Source organism: Pseudomonas sp. L13 (genome assembly GCF_009935965.1).
GTDB classification, from domain to species: Bacteria; Pseudomonadota; Gammaproteobacteria; order Pseudomonadales; family Pseudomonadaceae; genus Aquipseudomonas; species Aquipseudomonas lactis.
Genome location: NZ_QODJ01000069.1, coordinates 11,340 through 28,436 on the forward strand (window position 1 = coordinate 11,340; position 17,097 = coordinate 28,436).

Annotated in this window: 11 protein-coding genes; 4 read left to right on the plus strand and 7 right to left on the minus strand. The window is 61.1% G+C overall.

Features of this window, described 5'->3' with window-relative positions; all coding sequences use genetic code 11:
• Positions 1-104 precede the first annotated feature (104 nt).
• The 7 genes from DK871_RS24785 to DK871_RS24815 form a co-directional block, all read right to left on the minus strand.
• Positions 105-2,585, minus strand: coding sequence for a fimbria/pilus outer membrane usher protein (locus tag DK871_RS24785; protein WP_161906985.1), 2,481 nt, complete (start codon positions 2,583-2,585; stop codon positions 105-107).
• A gap of 85 nt (positions 2,586-2,670) precedes the next feature.
• Positions 2,671-3,420 (minus strand): molecular chaperone, encoded by a 750-nt coding sequence (locus DK871_RS24790; protein ID WP_161906986.1) that lies wholly within the window; start codon positions 3,418-3,420, stop codon positions 2,671-2,673.
• 74 nt (positions 3,421-3,494) lie between these two features.
• On the minus strand, positions 3,495-4,085 hold the full coding sequence (locus tag DK871_RS24795) for a fimbrial protein (protein WP_161906987.1): 591 nt from the start codon (positions 4,083-4,085) through the stop codon (positions 3,495-3,497).
• 108 nt (positions 4,086-4,193) lie between these two features.
• Positions 4,194-4,841, minus strand: a complete 648-nt coding sequence (locus DK871_RS24800; protein ID WP_161906988.1) for a response regulator — start codon at positions 4,839-4,841, stop codon at positions 4,194-4,196.
• A 22-nt stretch (positions 4,842-4,863) separates the two neighbouring features.
• Complete coding sequence (locus tag DK871_RS24805; protein WP_161906989.1) at positions 4,864-8,016, minus strand: hybrid sensor histidine kinase/response regulator; 3,153 nt, start codon at positions 8,014-8,016, stop codon at positions 4,864-4,866.
• Between the two features lie 86 nt (positions 8,017-8,102).
• Positions 8,103-9,290, minus strand: a complete 1,188-nt coding sequence (locus DK871_RS24810) for an EAL domain-containing protein (RefSeq protein ID WP_161906990.1) — start codon at positions 9,288-9,290, stop codon at positions 8,103-8,105.
• Positions 9,277-12,078: an ATP-binding protein gene (locus tag DK871_RS24815; RefSeq protein ID WP_161906991.1), complete on the minus strand. Its 2,802-nt coding sequence runs from the start codon at positions 12,076-12,078 to the stop codon at positions 9,277-9,279. Before DK871_RS24815 ends, DK871_RS24810 begins: the two co-directional genes overlap by 14 nt.
• Positions 12,079-12,245: 167 nt before the next feature.
• On the opposite strand from DK871_RS24815, the gene DK871_RS24820 reads away from it, so the two are divergent.
• Genes DK871_RS24820 through DK871_RS24835 form a run of 4 tightly spaced genes read left to right on the plus strand, consistent with a single transcriptional unit; the run spans position 12,246 to position 16,911 of the window.
• Positions 12,246-12,719, plus strand: coding sequence for a MarR family winged helix-turn-helix transcriptional regulator (locus tag DK871_RS24820; RefSeq protein WP_014718945.1), 474 nt, complete (start codon positions 12,246-12,248; stop codon positions 12,717-12,719).
• Positions 12,716-14,167 carry an efflux transporter outer membrane subunit gene (locus DK871_RS24825; protein WP_161906992.1) on the plus strand — a complete coding sequence of 484 codons (1,452 nt, stop codon included), beginning with the start codon at positions 12,716-12,718 and terminating at the stop codon, positions 14,165-14,167. Before DK871_RS24820 ends, DK871_RS24825 begins: the two co-directional genes overlap by 4 nt.
• A gap of 15 nt (positions 14,168-14,182) precedes the next feature.
• The gene (locus DK871_RS24830; RefSeq protein ID WP_161906993.1) at positions 14,183-15,382 is read left to right on the plus strand and encodes an efflux RND transporter periplasmic adaptor subunit; all 1,200 of its coding nucleotides are present in this window, start codon (positions 14,183-14,185) and stop codon (positions 15,380-15,382) included.
• The gene (locus DK871_RS24835) at positions 15,382-16,911 is read left to right on the plus strand and encodes a DHA2 family efflux MFS transporter permease subunit (protein ID WP_161906994.1); all 1,530 of its coding nucleotides are present in this window, start codon (positions 15,382-15,384) and stop codon (positions 16,909-16,911) included. The genes DK871_RS24830 and DK871_RS24835 overlap by 1 nt, the downstream gene beginning before the upstream one ends.
• Positions 16,912-17,097: the final 186 nt, after the last annotated feature.

Sequence of the window (17,097 nt, forward strand, 5' to 3'; positions counted from 1 at the left end):
GCGAGCTTGCTCGCGAAAAACGTCAACGATAACGCGTGCATCCTGAATGAACGCGGCGCCCGTGAGTTTTTCGCGAGCAAGCTCGCTCCTACAAGGCCGGCGAACTAAGGACGGCAGCTCAACTCCACCCGCTCATAGTTCAACACCTTATTACGCTGCGGCAATGCATAAGTCGCCTCGCACCGCTGCCCCTGCCAACTGATCACCAGGGTGCCCGTGTCGGCCTCAACCAAGGCCAGCGCCTTGCCGCCAGGGTCGGCAATTGCGATCTGCTTGCCCGCGCTGTCTTCCAGCGCCGCGCCAAACGGGATTGGCTGGTGGTGGGCATCGAACAAGGCAAACTGCACACGCCGTCCGGTCTTGCTGGCATAGCGCGCCAGTACTACCGCACCACGTCGCGGCACCACTTGCTGAGTGGCGTTGTCGATCTCGATATCGGTACCCAGGTCACGGGTGTCCAAGCTGATCCAGTTAACGCGATAAGGCTGCGCGTTAGGCACCACCGCGAAGCCATTGCTGCCGGTCTTGGCGCCGGAAAAGCTGCCGATTTTTGCGCCTTCCACACCTTCCACCTGCGCCAGCGCAAAGGTCTCACCCACGGTTTGCCCCAGATTGATCCCGCCCGCATGCCCCACCACGGAACCTGACAGGTTAAGGTTCTGCGAGTTATACCCGCGCCCCTGGCTGTAGCCGGCGCTGACATCCATCATCGAGGTGCGGGTGCTGAGGTTGGCCGAGCCGGTACTGCCGCCGGTGCTGCTGTTACCGCCTTGCACCGAGTAATAGGTGTCGCTGTCTTCGGACAGGTAGCCGTTGATGCCCACTTGGGTGGTGTCGCTGGCCTTCTGCGTACTGGCGGAGATAAACGCCCGCGGCGCACGGGGTTTTGAGCCCAGTGGGAAGGACAGCGACAGGTTGACCAAAGTGTCGTTGTTCGCCGGCCCATAGTTGCCGACATCCTTGGTGTAGGTTGCGCCCAGGTTGTAACTCACCTCGCCCCAGTAGTTGCTGTAGCCCGCCGACAGACTTTGCGAACCCCCACGCCCCCAGTAACGCTGGTCGCTGGCGTTCACGTAAAGGGTGCCATATTGCTGGTTGGGGCCAAGGCTCTGGTTGATGGTCAGGTCTGTGCGAGTTTTCGAGTTGCCCGAGCGTTTCTGGCCCTCATGGCTCAACTCCTCGACGTGATCGCTGAGGGTGCGGTAGCCCTCGGTCGAATAGCGATAAGCGGCGAGGGTGAAGCTGGTGTCGGTGCCAGTAAACGTCTTGGCGTACAAGGCCCGCACGCTGTTGCCCGTGACCGCCTGGCCAAAGGTACGGCTGACCGAATGGGTCACGTCCAGGGACACCGCACCGATAGAGGTATTACGGCCAGCGCCGAGGGACATGGCCTGGAAATTTTCCGTGGCCTGGGCGCCGATAATCCCGGACAGGTTGCTGCTGATGCCGTAGGCCAGGGTGCTGCTGACGAACTGCGGCGACTTTTGATCGTCGCTGTTGCTGTTGTACTGCCCGGCCGACACGCTGTATTTGAGTTGGCCCTGGCGCACCATGATCGGCAAGCTGGAAAATGCCTGCACCGTAACCCGTCGTCGGCCATCGGCTTCGATGATGGTCACTTCCAGGTCTCCGTTGGAGCCACTGGGGTAAATGTCGCTGATCTCGAACGGGCCCGGCGGTACGTTAGCCGTGTAGAGCATGTAGTTGTTCTGGCGAATTTCCACGGTCGCGCTGGACTGGGCGATACCGCGAATGATCGGCGCATAGCCGCGCTCGCTGTCGGCACGCATGCCGTCGTCGGAGCCCAGCTTCACACCACGATAGCGCACGCTGTCGAACAGGTCGGCGTCGGAGAAAATGTCCCCGGCACTGAACTGGCCCTTCAACGCCGTGACGTCATGTTGCAGGTAGCTGCGGTTGCTCTTGAACGTATTGGGGCGGCCAGTGCTGCTGCTGAAGTTCGATTCGTTGCGCAGCCGCCAGCCGCCCAGGTTTATGCCATTGCGCAGGCCGATGTTGTTGGAGAGCGTGGTTTCACCCTGGTTGCTGTTGCGGCTGCTGCTCAGCTGGTAGTTGATGAACGCGGCGGGCACACCATCGTCCCACAAGGCCGGGTCTACATACCCACGGCGGCCACGTTCCATGGCACTTTGCGGTACGCTCACCAGCAAGCGCAGGCGAGGCACGTCGTAGCGCACACTGGAGTGGTCAATCAAGGCGGGCAGGTTGATGCAGGCGTTGGGGTCATCATCGACAAGTTTTCCCGCCGCTTGCAATTTGGCGATATCGACGCCCAGTTGCTGCACCATCTCAAGGGTCAGGCAAGCCTCGGTTTTACCGGTGGCGGAGTTATGGCGAAAGTCGATATCGCGACGGCCCACCAGGGTGTCGTTGCCGTACAGGTCGACCCGGTAGTTGCCGGGCAGCACAGTGCTGCTGGCGAGCAGCGCTTGTACGTCGACGGCGGAGGCTGCGCCCTGCAGGAACGAGGTATTGAATTGTTCTTCGCCGTCGGCCAGGCAGGCGTTGCTGAAGATCAGGGCCACCGACAGTGGTGCCAATCCTTGGTACTTGAATACAAACATGCAGGAACCCTATATCACCTCCGATACGAACTAACGGAGCGAAGATAAATACAGTGAAAGTGCGACCGCCGAACAAGCGGGCGTATTAAGGGGTGTCTTTAATTGCGCTGGCCTGCACATCGGCCGAGTTGGAAAGTTGCGCGCTATAACGGTCTTGCGCGCCGTAATCGTTAATGCTGCGAAATAACAAGTTGGGTGTCTGCCCCGGCGTGAAGTGTTTCAGGGCGAACTTTTTTTGCTCGCCGGGCGCAATCATTAATGAATCAAATGGTTGCTCGCGCAGTGCACCCGAGGTCAGGGTGATTTCGGCAATGGACACGTGATACAGACCAGGGTTGTTCACCACCAGCAGGCTTTTGCCGCCACGCTCAACCAGGCGCCATTTCAATGTGGCGGGTGCCAGGTAAGCCTCGGCCTTAAGCCCGGCAGGGCGGAAGAACACCTTGATGCGCTGGCGTACCGCGAGCTGCAAGGTGTTCTGGGTCTTCGAAGCCTTGGGAATCTCCTGCACGTTGAGCCACATCACCGACTCGCGGTCGGTGGGCATGCCCGTGCCCTCATAGATCACCCGCAACAGTTGCTGTTCGTCGTTGCTCACCCGCACCAATGGCGGGGTGACGGCAAAGGGAACCGGGGTGGCATCGCTGCCATCGGCGTCGATCCAGGACTGGATCAGCACGTCTTCACCGCTGTTACGCACGGTGATACCGGCTTCCTTGTGTCTGCCATCGAACACCAGGCGTGTGCTGCTCAACGAAATACCGGCCGTGGCCTGGTTGACCATCAGCAAGCCCAACAGGCCTACGCAGAAGGACAATGATTGACGATAAAACATGATGACTACCGCGCAAAATGAATGAATGTGCAGGGCCGATCAGGCCCTGCACGGACCCGTAATGCTCGTGCGGGTTATTCGTATTGCAGGGTGAACGGCAGGGTGGCGTCGCCACGACCGGCTACGGCCAGTTTCGGATCGGTGCCGGTGGTGACATAGGCGGCCGAGAATTTCAGCGAGGCGTTGCTGTCTTGCAGGTTGCTTTCAATCTTCGCGGTGGCGGGTGAGCTCAGGTCGATCAGCGCGCCATTGGAGTCCAGCAAGGCAATACCAATGTTCTTGGCTGCGCCCAGGCCGTCGATGACTTTCAGCACGCCAGTGCCGGTCACCAGGCCACTGCCTTTGCCGGAGGTCGGTTGAAAGAGCATTGCCACTTTGGTACCGGCGTTGCAGTTGATCTTCATCTCGAAGTTCTCGGCGCTCAGCGTACCGCTGCCTTTTGGCGCGGTGGCGGTGCCCATGTCCTTGATCGACACTTCACCCATGTTCACCGAAATGGTTTTGTTGGTGCCCGCGCCTTCAACGGAACAGGCATCGTTGTTGATGGTGCCGGTGAAGTTGATGGTGCCGCTGCCGGCCTTGGTCGGAGCAGGGTCAGCTGCCAGGACATTGCCTGCTGCGGCGAAAATCGACAGGGCCAGAAGTGCTCGAGAGAACGTTTTCATGTTGCTTATCCATAATTGGGGTTGAAGCAACACAATAAGGCGCCCGCGCTTAGTGGAGAATCAGACGATCCTTAGAAAGCAGAAAGTTCAATTATTTTCGAAGTATTTTTAGTTGAATAAGTTGCGCTCTATGCAATAAGTCAATAGGTCTTGATCGCTGCTTACTTCAAGTTTTCGCATCGCCGACATCTTTTGGGTACTGATAGTCTTGGCACTTCTGTTCAACCCCCGCGCAATCTCGTTGACACTTTGTCCCGAAACAAACAACCGCAAAATTTCATACTCCTTGGGAGACAACCGCGTGAAGCGTTCATCCAGATCTGCCCCGTCATCCACGACTGAGATCGGCTGTGGCCGGTGTTGGCGAACCGGGTTACCGCGGGCAATGGCCTGGAGCGCGGTCTGGATTTCGTCATGCAGCTGGTTCTTCTGAATCACGGCTAACACCCCGAGTTCTTGCAGGCGCGTCAGGATCAATGGGTTGGAAATCATCGTCAGCACCACGACCCGCAAGCGGGGAAAATTCCGTGTCAGGTATTCCACCAACTTGAGGCCATCACCGTAAGGGGAGTCGCCGGGCATATTGAAGTCGGTGACCACCAGGTCCACCGGCCCGGACGCCAGCAAGTTGACCAGTTCATTGGAACACACGGCCTCGCCCACCACGCGAAAGCGTGGGTCACGCTCGATCAGTTCACGCACCCCGACCAGTACGATGGGGTGATCATCGGCGATGACGACGTTGAGGGTATCCATGGGTTGATATTCCAGAGTGAAATTATTCAAGGGTATCGAGCAAAGCGTTCAATCGCGCCAGGTTCTGTCGCACTTCCAGGGCGAGGGCGGGGGTGACGGCCATGCCGGTCAGGCGGCATTCCAATTCGATAAACGCGGTGGCCATGGCTTGAAGCTGCACCGAGCCCACGGCCCCGGCCATGCTGTGCAGTTGCTGCGCCACGGCATTGGCATCACCGCATCCCAAGGCGGCCAAGGTGGTCTGCACATCCTGGCGCAGGGTGGTGACAAACAGCGCACGCATTGTTGGTGACAGCGTGGGTTGTTCGACCAACGGCGGCAGGACGATCTGGCAATGTTTTTCCAGTTCGGCACGCAAGGTCGCCAGGTTCAGTGGCTTGACCAGCCACGCCTGCATACCGACAGCGGCGCAGCGTTCGCCTTCCTCGCGCAGGGCGTTGGCGGTGATGCCGATGATCGGCAGGCTCTTATCCTGCTGGCGCAGCGCTTCGGCCAGCTGGTAGCCGTTCATAATTGGCATATTCACATCGGTCAGCACCAGGTCGTAACGCCCAGGTATCCACTGCGCCAGGGCTTGTTCGCCATTCGCCGCCACCACCACCGAGCAACCCAGCGCTTCGAGTTGTTCCTTGATCACCGCCGAGTTGATCACATTGTCTTCGGCCACCAATACGCGCAGGTTCAACTGACGGGGTTTTGCCGGGCGCGCGGGTGGGCTATACGCGTCGGCATTGTGGTGTGCCAGGACAATCGCGTTGGCAATCGCGCGCACATCATGGGCATCGACGGCCCAGGCCGTACCTGACAATTGCGGCGGGTTGGGCCCGCCCGGTATCGCGATGACGTGAGGACCGGGCCAAGCGAGGGGATTGGCGAGTGGCGCAAGGTCAACCAGCAGCGCCGAGGGCGGCGGCGCATCAGCCGTCACAGCGCGAGCGTCCAGGCCCAGCCGCGCCAACCAGTCGATCAGGTGTTGCGCCAGCTCAGCCACTGTCGCACGCACATACATTGCCGGAGTGCCGGGTGCGAAGGTGGGGCAATCGGCCAGGCTGCCCGGCACCATTTCCAGAGCCAGTTGCAGGGTAAAACTGCTGCCCAGCCCAGGCTCGCTGACCACCCTCAACTGGCCTTGCATCAGCTCGCACAACCATTTGCAGATGGCCAGGCCCAATCCCGCGCCGGCTTGGCTGGTGGCATCGTTGACCTGGTAGAACGGGTCGAACAATCGCTGTTGCTGGGCCTGGGAAATGCCCACGCCGGTGTCGCTGACTTGCCACTGCACCTGCGCGTTTTCCAACACCCGCACCCGTAGCACCACGCGGCCGTTATCGGTGAACTTGATTGCATTGCTCAACAGGTTATTGAGGATCTGGCGAATGCGCAGCGGGTCACCGCGCAGTCTGTCCGGCAAGGTCGCGTCGATGCAGGCATACAGTTGCAAGCCCTTGGCCTGGGCAAAGGCGCTGTAGGTGCGCACGCTGTCTTCGGTCAAGGCCAGCGGGCAGAAGTCCTGAAGTTCCAGGGTCATTTGACCGGCTTCGATCTTCGACACGTCCAGCACATCACTGATCAGTTGGAACAAGGTGGCGGACGAGCGCTGGATGGTGTCCAGATAGTCTTGCTGACGTGGGGCGAGGGCGGTCAGGCCGAGCAGTTCCAGGGTGCCGAGCACGCCATACAGCGGCGTGCGGATCTCATGGCTCATGGTGGCGAGGAAGCGGCTCTTGGCCTGGTTGGCTGAATCGGCGGTTTGGCACGCTTCCTCCAGGGCGGCGGCATCTTCGATGTGCCGGGTCACATCATGCAATGCACACAGCCAGGCATCCTGGCCCTGGTAGCGCGTGGGCACGAAGTCGACGTGCAGGTGGCGCCCGTTAATCTCGAGGTCGGCCTGGCCGGCCTCGGTGTGCGACTTGAGCAGGCTGATCAATCGGCGGCTGTCATGCCAGGTTTGAGCCCGCAGGTTTTGCAGAAGTACCTGGTGATCACTGCGGCGGATTACACACAGGCCCGTCGGTGCAGTGTCGATCACCGCGCGACTGAATGCCTCGCTTTCGGCGATGCTGGCGTGGGCGCTTTGTGCCGGCAGGATCACGCGGGCGGTGTACCAACGATTGACCGCTCGACCGCAGCCGAGCACTGCGACGACCAAGGCCATCAGCCACAGCAATGGCCACAGCGCGTAATTGAGGAAGCTGCGCAGGCTGATCACGTAGATCGCCGTCCAGTGTTGTGCGCCTGGGCCGGTCAGCTTGAATACCAAGCCATCTCGATTGAAATTGACGCCCTGGGCCAAGCTTTGTCCGGGCTTTAAGGCACCGGTGAGCGCCTGGCCTGCGGGGGTGATCAAGACAAAATCGTCGTAGATCGACCACGCCATCAACCGCTCGATGTTATTGATCTGCGAAAGGCTCAGCAGTGAGCCCAGCAGCACTCGAGTGCTGGCGCCGTTGATACTCAGGGCATTCCCGGACAGGTCGATCTGGACGTAAGCCAGCAGGGTGGGCGCGGCGTTATTAGACGTGGTATCGGGGTAGGGGGCCCACTGCACCTGATGGGCTGGCGGCGACGTGTTTTGCAATTGCAGGCGTTCGTTCAGTTGGGTCATCACCTGCACAAATGTATCGATCTGGGTTGGCCCCGCTCCGCGCAGCCGGCCGGCGGCAGGCACCGTCACATCGAAGATGTCGGAGCCATTGATCAGCATTATCTGGGGCGACTGGTAATGCGAGGCTGCCCAGAACGCGCTGTAGTAGTCGGCCATGTAGGTGCCCAGGGCAAAGACTTTTTGATATTCGCTGGCGGCGATCTTCTCCGGATTGATTTTCAAACTGTAGGGCAAGGAAAATGGCAGGCCCCGACCTTCATAGATATTGGCTCCTTCTTCGGGCAGGGGCCTTTGTGTGTAGGGTGGGGAGAGAGACGGCAGTTTGATCCCGCCCTTGGCGCTTTCCACTGCAACATCGCGTAAGAACACTTCCTGCTCGTGGATATTTTCCATCAGCCGAGCGAAGTGAAAATCCAGGGTGTCACGCTGCTCGTCGAGCATGCGCAGTACGCCCAGGTAGCTGATACCCAGTAACAGTGGCACCAGCGCACCCAGCACCAGCAAACCTTTATTCAGGCGCGAGGAACTGCTGGCGAGCTTTTCCAGGAAGGCGTTGGGCGGGTGCATTACTGCGCCTGGGCGAAGGTGAGGGAGCTGCTTGTGAACACAATGACCTCTATAGCAAGCGACGTTCGGCCACACGCTTGCGCGGATCAATAAACGTTCGCCGGCCCGTCATGGGTCAGCAATTGCTGGAACTGATCCGAAGACACGGCGTGGGAAATCAGGAAGCCTTGTACCTGAGTGCAGTCGATCTTACGCAACAGTGCAAGTTCTTGCGCGGTTTCCACGCCTTCGGCCACCACCGTCAGGCCCAATTGACGGCCCAGGCTGACAATGCTGGTCAGCGCTTGGGCCAGTTCTTCGTTGGCGTTGCAGCCCTGCACCAGCGCTCGGTCGATTTTCAACTCGGTGAAGGGCGCGGACACCAGGTTCATGTACGAGCTATAGCCCTTGCCGAAATCATCCTGGGACAGGCCGAAACCCTTGATACGCAAGCGGCAGGCGCCGGCGTAGAAGTTGCTGATGTCATCCGGGACCGAACACTCCATCAATTCGAAGCAGATGCGCGCGGGTAGGCCTTGGTGTTCCAGTACGAAAGCGAGGATGCGGTCGGGGAGGTCGTGGCTGTTGAGCAGGTGAGTGGGCAGGTTGATCGACACGGGAATGTCATAGCCGTGTTGGCGCCACTGGGCCTGGGCCACCATCGCCTGTTCCAGCACCCGCCACAACAGGCGTTCTTCGAGGCCGAAGGCAATCAACGCCGGCAGGAACGCGCCGGGCAGCAGCGTTCCGTGCTCGGGGTGAATCCAGCGCACCAGGGCTTCGGCGGCGACGATGCGGCCGTTGTCCAGGGCTTTTTTGGGTTGGAACCAGGCTTGCAATTCGTCATTTTCAAGTGCATCTAGCAGGCTCTGGCGGTCGATGCCGGGAGGGATTTCAGCGAGTGGGGCCTGGCGCAGCCCCTGCAGTTGATCAATCAGGCAGCGCAGGGCGGCGGCATTGACCGGCTTGGAAATCAGCCCGATGACCTTCACTTGCAGGTTGCTCGCCACCAGGCTGGCACCCATCAACATGCGGCGCGACGCCGCACTCATGATCGCCAGCGCCGGTCGCGAGGTTTGCGCGGCCAGGCCCTGGATAAATTGTACGCCGTCCATGCCGGGCATCAGCAGGTCCGTCAACACCAGGTCGAAGTCGCGGCTTTTCAGGCAGGCCAGGGCGGCTTCACCGTCTCTGGCAAACGCCAGGTCAAACTCGCCCAAGGTGTTGAACAGGTTCTGCAAGTACAGGTGCTGGAAGGGGTGGTCTTCGACAATCAGAATGCTACAGGGCTTCATGGGCGGCTCGTTCGTAGGGAGCCAGGGCGGTGAACAAGGCTCGCAGCGTAAAAGGTTTGATCAGGCAGTGATTCATGCCCGCGGCCAGGCACAGGGCCTCTTCGCCGCGCAGGGCGTTGGCAGTGGCGCCGATGACGGGCGTTGTACAGCCCAGCTCGCGCAGGGCCTTGGCCAGGTCGTAGCCATTGAGCCTGGGCATGTTGACGTCGGTGAGCACGATGTCGAAGCCGCCGTCCTGCCAGCGTAACAAGGCTTCTTCACCGTCGCGGGTCAAGGTCACGCTGCACCCTAGCTCTTCGAGCTGGTCGCGCAGGATCAGTTGGTTGATGACGTTGTCTTCGGCCACCAGGATATGCAGGCCCAGTGGGCGCAACTCGCGTGGTTCGCAGGCCGGTTGGGGCAAGGCGGGTTGGCCGCCCTGGGCATGGCGCACGGCCTGCTGGATCGCCTTCAGGTCATTGAGGTTGACACGCCAGCCGTCGCCGCTGAACTGTGGCTCGTGGGCGCCGTCCCCCTGGGCGGTCACTCGCGGCCCATGCCAAGCCAGGCGCGGGCGCGAATCCGACGCATCAGGGTACAGCTCAAGCAATACGCCATCGGCCTCCAGTGCCAGGCTCGTCGGCAGGCCGATGTGCGGCCGAGCGCCCCAGCGGCGCAGCCAGCCGCTGAGGTTTTGCGCCAGTTCAAGCACGGGCGAGACCACATACACGACGTCCGCCGCCAGTGCCTGCGCAAGGGCTGGTAGCAAGCTGGATGAGGGCTGCTCCAGCGGCACCGTCAGGGAAAAACTGCTGCCCAGGCCCGGCTCGCTGACCATGCGCAAAGTGCCATTCATCAAGTGGGTCAAGCGCAGGCAAATGGGCAGGCCCAGGCCGGTACCAGCGACCACGTTGTTGTTGCCCTCGGTCTGGTAGAAGGGGTCGAAAATAAACGCCTGGTCTTGATGGGCAATTCCCTTGCCGGTGTCCGAGACCTGCCATTGCAGACATACTCGCTCGCCTTCGCGGCTGAGCACCTGGACCCGCAACACCACGCGCCCGGCGTCGGTGAACTTGACGGCATTACTCAGCAGGTTGTTGAGGATCTGCCGCAATCGGCTGACATCGCCCCGCAACGGCTCCGGCAGTTGCGGGTCGAGGCAGGCGTACAGTTGCAAGCCTTTGCTCTGCGCGGCGGCGGCATAGCCCTGCACCACCTCCTGTACCAGGGCCTGTACAGAGAACTCGCTCAGTTCCAGGGCCAGTTGCCCGGCCTCGATCTTCGAGACGTCCAGCACATCGCAGATCAATTGCAGCAAGGTTGCGGACGAACCTTCGATGGCGCGCAGGTAGCTTTTCTGTTGGGCATCCAGATGGGTGCGGCCGAGCAACTCCAGGGTGCCAAGCACGCCATAGAGCGGCGTGCGGATTTCGTGGCTCATGGTGGCCAGGAACAGGGTCTTGGCTTCGTTGGCGGCGTCGGCCGATTGGCGTGCCTGTTGCAACGCGGCTTCGATCTGAGTGCGCGCGCTGATGTCGCTGAACGCACACAACAGCACGTCTTCACCTTTGTAGCGGGTGGGCGCACAGCTCAAGTAAAGATGACGACCGTCGGCGGTCTCGAAATAATCCGTCAGGCAGGGCGCCGCGGGGTCGAACGCATTGTGTATCCAGCCCGGGCCCAACTGCTCGCCGCACTGGCCCAGCCATTGTTGGGCGAGGGTGTTTTCCAGTACCACTTGGCCATCGGTGCGGCGCAATACGCACAGCGCCACGGGCGCGGTCTGGATCACGTCGCGGCTGAACAACTCGCTTTCCACCAGCGCCTGGAGCCGGTGCAGCGCGGGGGTAATGAAGCGGTGTTCCAGGCGTCGGGTCAGCAGGCACACCAGGCTGATACTCAGCAGGCAGAACGCCAGCGCGCCGAAGATTTGCGGCCATAGCGCCTGCACCACAGCGATCAAGTCAATGGAATAGGTGAGTTGCCAATCCGAGGACCTCAACTGCTTGCGCAACACCAACTGTTCGGGCAGCCAGCCAGTGCCGACGAACCCGAAGAAGTCCTGTTGCCGCAGCAGTGGCAGGTTCTGCCCGGGCGGGGGTGTCTGGCTATTGCTGAACAGCGCCATGCCCTCGGCGTTGAACATGGTGAATTCGCCGGCACTGTGGTCGTTCAAGGCGCTGGAGACTTCGCGGTCATCCATTTCCAGGCCGAGCCAGCCGGAGTTCACGTCGCGCTCGTCCAGGCGAATGAAGATGTACAGCCGTGAATGCCCATTAGACGCATGGGTCAGCCATAACTCTTGAAGGGTTTTCGACGTCTTGAGGGTGGCCAGTTTATTGAGCATGGCCTGGGAAAAAACGGTGGTGACCGGGGCGGCGCTGTACAGCCGCAACACGCAGCCCTCAGTGCCGACATACAACAGGTTGAGTTGCTTGGCCTTCAGGTAGTCACGCATGCGCTGGGTCAGCCAGATGCTCCATTGCTGGCCGGGCGTTTGTCCCAGCAGCAGGCGGATTTCTTCATCGGATACCGGCGCGTTCATTTCGGTCTTGCGCGTGGCCGACAGGCTCAAGCTTCCCAGCAACGCTTCACGGGTAGTGAAAAAGGTATGTGCCTCGGCTATGGCGCTGCTCATATAGCTGCGCCGCTGAGAGATTTCATTGTTGAAGGTAAATAGCAGGAAGCTGTACACGCCACCGAGAATACCCACTAGCAGCACCAACGCAAAAACGCGCAACAGCCGGCGTGCGGCGTTGGGGTTGGACAGGACCGGGCTGATCTGGTGGAGGTAGTTCTTTAATCTCATCCCGGTACTCTAGGGTTGGCCGGGTGTAGGGAAAATCAGACGATCCTTAGAACACTGCACTCATCGCCAACTACCAAGCAACCTAATTATTCCATTTGACATTCGCTGCCTAAGCAGTAACATCTCGTCACACATTCACTGCCTAGGCAGTAATAAGGTGACTTTCGATGCCTCACTTCACCCCTGACAACTTCCACAACTGCCACCTAGGCCTGTTGCTCGGCCGCGCTGCGATCCTCAAAGACCGCATCATCGACACCCATATGGAACCCCATGGCATCACCGCCGCGCAGTTCAAGGTGTTGATCATCATGGCCCAGTTCGGCGTCGATACCCCGGCGGAGCTGTGCCGCAACCTGTCACTCGATAGCGGCTCGATGACGCGCATGCTCGACCGGCTGGAGCAAAAAGACCTGCTCAGCCGCAAGCGTTCCGAGCTGGACCGGCGCCAGGTGCAGTTGGTGCTGACCGCCGAAGGCCAGCGCCTGGCGGACATGCTCCCGCACATCGGCGCCAAGGCCCTCAACCAGTTGGCCGGCGTGCTTGAGCCGGGCGAGCTGGAAACCCTGGAGCGGATCCTGAAGAAAATGCTGATCGCTGCGGGTGACCCCATCACGATCCAGCGGGTAGGTAGATCATGAACACACGCGCACTCAGCCTGGTGCTGGCGGCGATGACGTTGGCCGGTTGTGCCAACTACAGCGGCCTCGATACCCAGGGCCAGCGCCTCGACGCCAACACCCTGCAAGCCGGCAAGTCCCTGAGCGGCGTGACGCTGTCGAGCGCCGCCTGGCCGGCCGCTGACTGGTGGAAAAGCCTGGGCGACCCACAGCTTGACGGCCTGATCCAGGAGGCCCTGCAAAACAGCCCCGACATGCAAGTGGCCGACGCCCGCGCCCACCAGGCCGAAGCGGCGGCCTATGCCGCCAACGCCGCGCGCATGCCGACCCTGGATGCCAGCGCTGGCGTGAGCCGTTCGCGCCTGGCCAAGGACCAAGACCCTCGCGGGCAGGGCGATGCCTATTCGACCGTGCGTAACATCGGCGCCAGCTTCAACTACAACTTCGACCTCTGGGGTGGCCAGCGCGCCGTGTGGGAAGCAGCGTTGGGCGAGGCCCGTGCTGCCGAAGTGGATCGGCAGGCCGCGCGCCTGACTCTGGCCGCCAACGTGGCCAAGGCCTACAGCGACCTGGGCCAGGCCCATATCGTGCGTGACCTGGCTGTCGATGACCTCAAACGCACCCGCCAGATGCTCGACCTGAGCAAGCGCCGCCTGAGTTCCGGTATCGACAGCGAGTACCAGTATCAGCAGACCGAGAGTCTGGAAGCCAGCTCCCAGTCGCAACTGATTGACGCGGAAAAACAACTGCAAAGCGCCAAGATCACCCTCGCCGTGTTGCTCGGCAAAGGCCCGGACCGCGGTGAAGAGTTGGCGCGCCCAGCGGTGCTCAAACCCAGCGCCGTGGCCGTGCCGGCGGTATTGCCTGCCGAGCTGCTCGGCCGCCGCCCGGACCTGGTCGCCGCACGCTGGCGCGTAGAGGCCGCGAGCAAGAACATCGACGCCAGCAAGACCCGCTTCTACCCCAACCTCAACCTGAGCGCGAGCGCAGGTGCCGAGTCGTTGCTGGGCGATGCGATGTTCGGTTCGGCCAGCCGCTTCTTCAACATTGCGCCGACGATCTCGTTGCCGATTTTTGACGGCGGCCGCCTGCGCGCCGACCTCGATGCCCGCGACGCCGATTACGACCTGGCCGTGGCCCAGTACAACAAAACCCTGGTGCAAGCCTTGGGGGATATCGGCAACAGCCTTTCGCAATTGCGTGATACGGGCCGGCAGATCCAGGCCCAGCAACACGCCGCCGACATCGCGCAGCAGTCCTACGACACCGGGGTGCAACGCTACAGCTCAGGCATCGGTAACTACCTGGATGTGCTCAGCATCGAGCAGCAATTGCTGCAGGCCCAGCGTCAGCTGGCCACCCTGAATGCGGCGCAGATCGACCTGTCGATTCAATTGATGCAGGCCCTGGGTGGCGGGTACCACGCCAACAGCGTGGCCGCGACCACCCCAGCTACACGCACGGAATAATTTGAGGTATTTGTCATGGCCACTGCCGAAAGCACCAACGCAACCGAACAACCCAACGACACCAACCCCCGCAAACGCAAAGTGATGCTGATCGGCCTGGCGCTGATCGTCATCCTGAGTGTGGTGGGCGTGTGGGCCTGGTATGAGTTCTACGGGCGCTTCAATGAGAGCACCGACGACGCCTATGTGAACGGCAACGTGGTGGAAATCACCCCGCTGGTCACCGGCACCGTGGTCAGCATTGGCGCCGACGATGGCGACCTGGTGCACGAAGGCCAGGTGCTGATCAACTTCGACCCCAACGACGCCGCCGTCGGCCTGCAAAGTGCCCAGGCCAACCTGGCCCGCACCGTGCGCCAGGTACGCGGCCTGTACAGCAACGTCGATGGCATGAAAGCCCAGGTCAATGCGCAGAAAGCCGATGTGCAAACCGCCCAGGACAACTACAACCGCCGCAAGACCCTGGCCCAGGGCGGCGCGATTTCCCAGGAAGAACTGTCCCACGCCCGCGACAGCCTGACCGCCGCCAAGAACGCCTTGACCAACCTTGAGCAACAACTGAAAACCACCAATGCCCTGGTGGATGACACGGTGATTTCGTCCCATCCCGATGTGCAAGCCGCCGCCGCGCAACTGCGCCAGGCCTATCTGACCAATGCGCGCAGCACCTTGATCGCACCGGTCACCGGCTATGTGGCCAAGCGCACCGTGCAACTGGGCCAGCGTGTGCAGCCGGGCACCGCGCTGATGGCGGTGATCCCCCTGGACCAACTGTGGATCGATGCCAACTTCAAGGAAACCCAACTGCGGGATATGCGCATCGGCCAGCCGGTGGATATCGAGTCGGACATCTACGGCAGCGACGTGAAGTACAGCGGCACCGTCGACAGCCTTGGCGCCGGCACCGGCAGCGCGTTCGCCTTGCTGCCCGCGCAGAACGCCACCGGCAACTGGATCAAAATCGTGCAGCGGGTACCGGTGCGCATCCACATCAACGCCGAAGAGCTGGCCAAGCACCCGCTGCGCGTGGGCTTGAGCACCGTGGTCAACGTCGACCTGCACGACCAGAGCGGCCCGGTGCTGGCGCAACAGGCGCCGCAAAAAGCCTCGTTCACCACCAACGTGTATGACCGCCAATTGGCCGAAGCCGATGCCATGATCAACCAGTTGATCCATGACAACAGCGTCGCCGCTCCCAAGGCTGCGCAACGCTGATGAGCAATAACGCCTCGTTCACGCCACCCAGCCTGTTGATGGCCACTATTGGCCTGTCGCTGGCGACCTTTATGCAGGTGCTCGACACCACCATCGCCAACGTGGCGTTGCCGACTATCTCCGGCAACCTGGGGGTGAGTTCCGAGCAGGGCACCTGGGTGATCACCTCGTTTGCGGTGAGCAACGCCATCGCCTTGCCGCTCACCGGTTGGTTGAGCCGACGCTTTGGCGAGGTGAAGCTGTTTTTGTGGGCGACCCTGCTGTTTGTGCTGGCGTCGTTCCTGTGCGGTATCTCCACCTCGATGCCCGAGCTGATCGGCTTTCGCGTGCTGCAAGGCTTGGTGGCGGGGCCGTTGTACCCGATGACGCAGACGCTGTTGATTGCGGTTTATCCACCCGCCAAACGCGGCATGGCCCTGGCGTTATTGGCGATGGTCACGGTGGTGGCGCCGATTGCAGGTCCCATCCTCGGGGGTTGGATCACCGACAGCTACAGCTGGCCGTGGATCTTTTTCATCAACGTACCCATCGGTATCTTTGCGGTGATGGTGGTGCGTGCGCAGCTGAAAAAACGCCCGGTGGTCACCAGCTACCAGCCGATGGACTACGTTGGGCTGCTGAGTCTGATCGTCGGTGTAGGCGCCTTGCAGATCATCCTCGACAAGGGCAATGACCTGGACTGGTTCGAGTCCAACTTCATCATCATCGGTGCGGCCATTTCGGTGATTGCCCTGGCGGTGTTCGTCATCTGGGAGATGACCGACAAGCACCCGGTGGTCAACCTGCGGCTGTTCGCGCACCGTAACTTCCGGATCGGCACCATTGTGTTGATCCTGGGTTATGCGGGCTTTTTCGGCATCAACCTGATCCTGCCGCAGTGGCTGCAAACCCAGATGGGTTACACCGCCACCTGGGCCGGGCTGGCGGTGGCGCCCATCGGCATTTTGCCGGTGCTGATGTCGCCGTTCGTGGGCAAGTACGCGCACAAGTTCGACCTGCGCCTGCTGGCGGGCCTGGCGTTCCTGGCGATTGGCTTGAGCTGCTTCATGCGCGCCGGTTTCACCAACGAAGTGGACTTTACCCACATCGCCATGGTGCAGCTGTTCATGGGCATCGGCGTGGCGCTGTTCTTCATGCCGACCTTGAGCATCCTGATGTCCGACCTGCCGCCGCACCAGATTGCTGACGGCGCGGGGCTGGCGACCTTCCTGCGTACCTTGGGCGGCAGCTTTGCGGCGTCGCTGACCACCTGGATCTGGATCCGCCGAGCCGACCAGCACCATGCCTACATGAGCGAGAACATCACCGTCTACGACTCGACCACCCGCGATGCCTTGCAGGCGCTGGGCGGGGCAGGGCAGAAGGCCTATACCCAGCTGGACCAGATTCTCACCAGCCAGGCGTACATGATGTCCACCGTGGATTACTTCACGTTGCTGGGGTGGATGTTCATGGGCTTGATGTTGCTGGTGTGGCTGGCCAAGCCGCCGTTTACGGCGAAGGCCGGGCCTGCGGCGTCGGGTCACTGATCATAAGGTCAGCGCGGTCCCTGTGGGAGCTGGCTTGTGTGGGAGCTGGCTTGCCTGCGATGCAGACACCTCGGTGTATCAGATGCACCGAGGTGATGCCATCGCAGCAAACGGTAACCACGATGCGAAGCGAGCCGCTCTTGATCTGCTTTTGATCTTAGGCGCCCCGTTAAACCACGCTGGCCG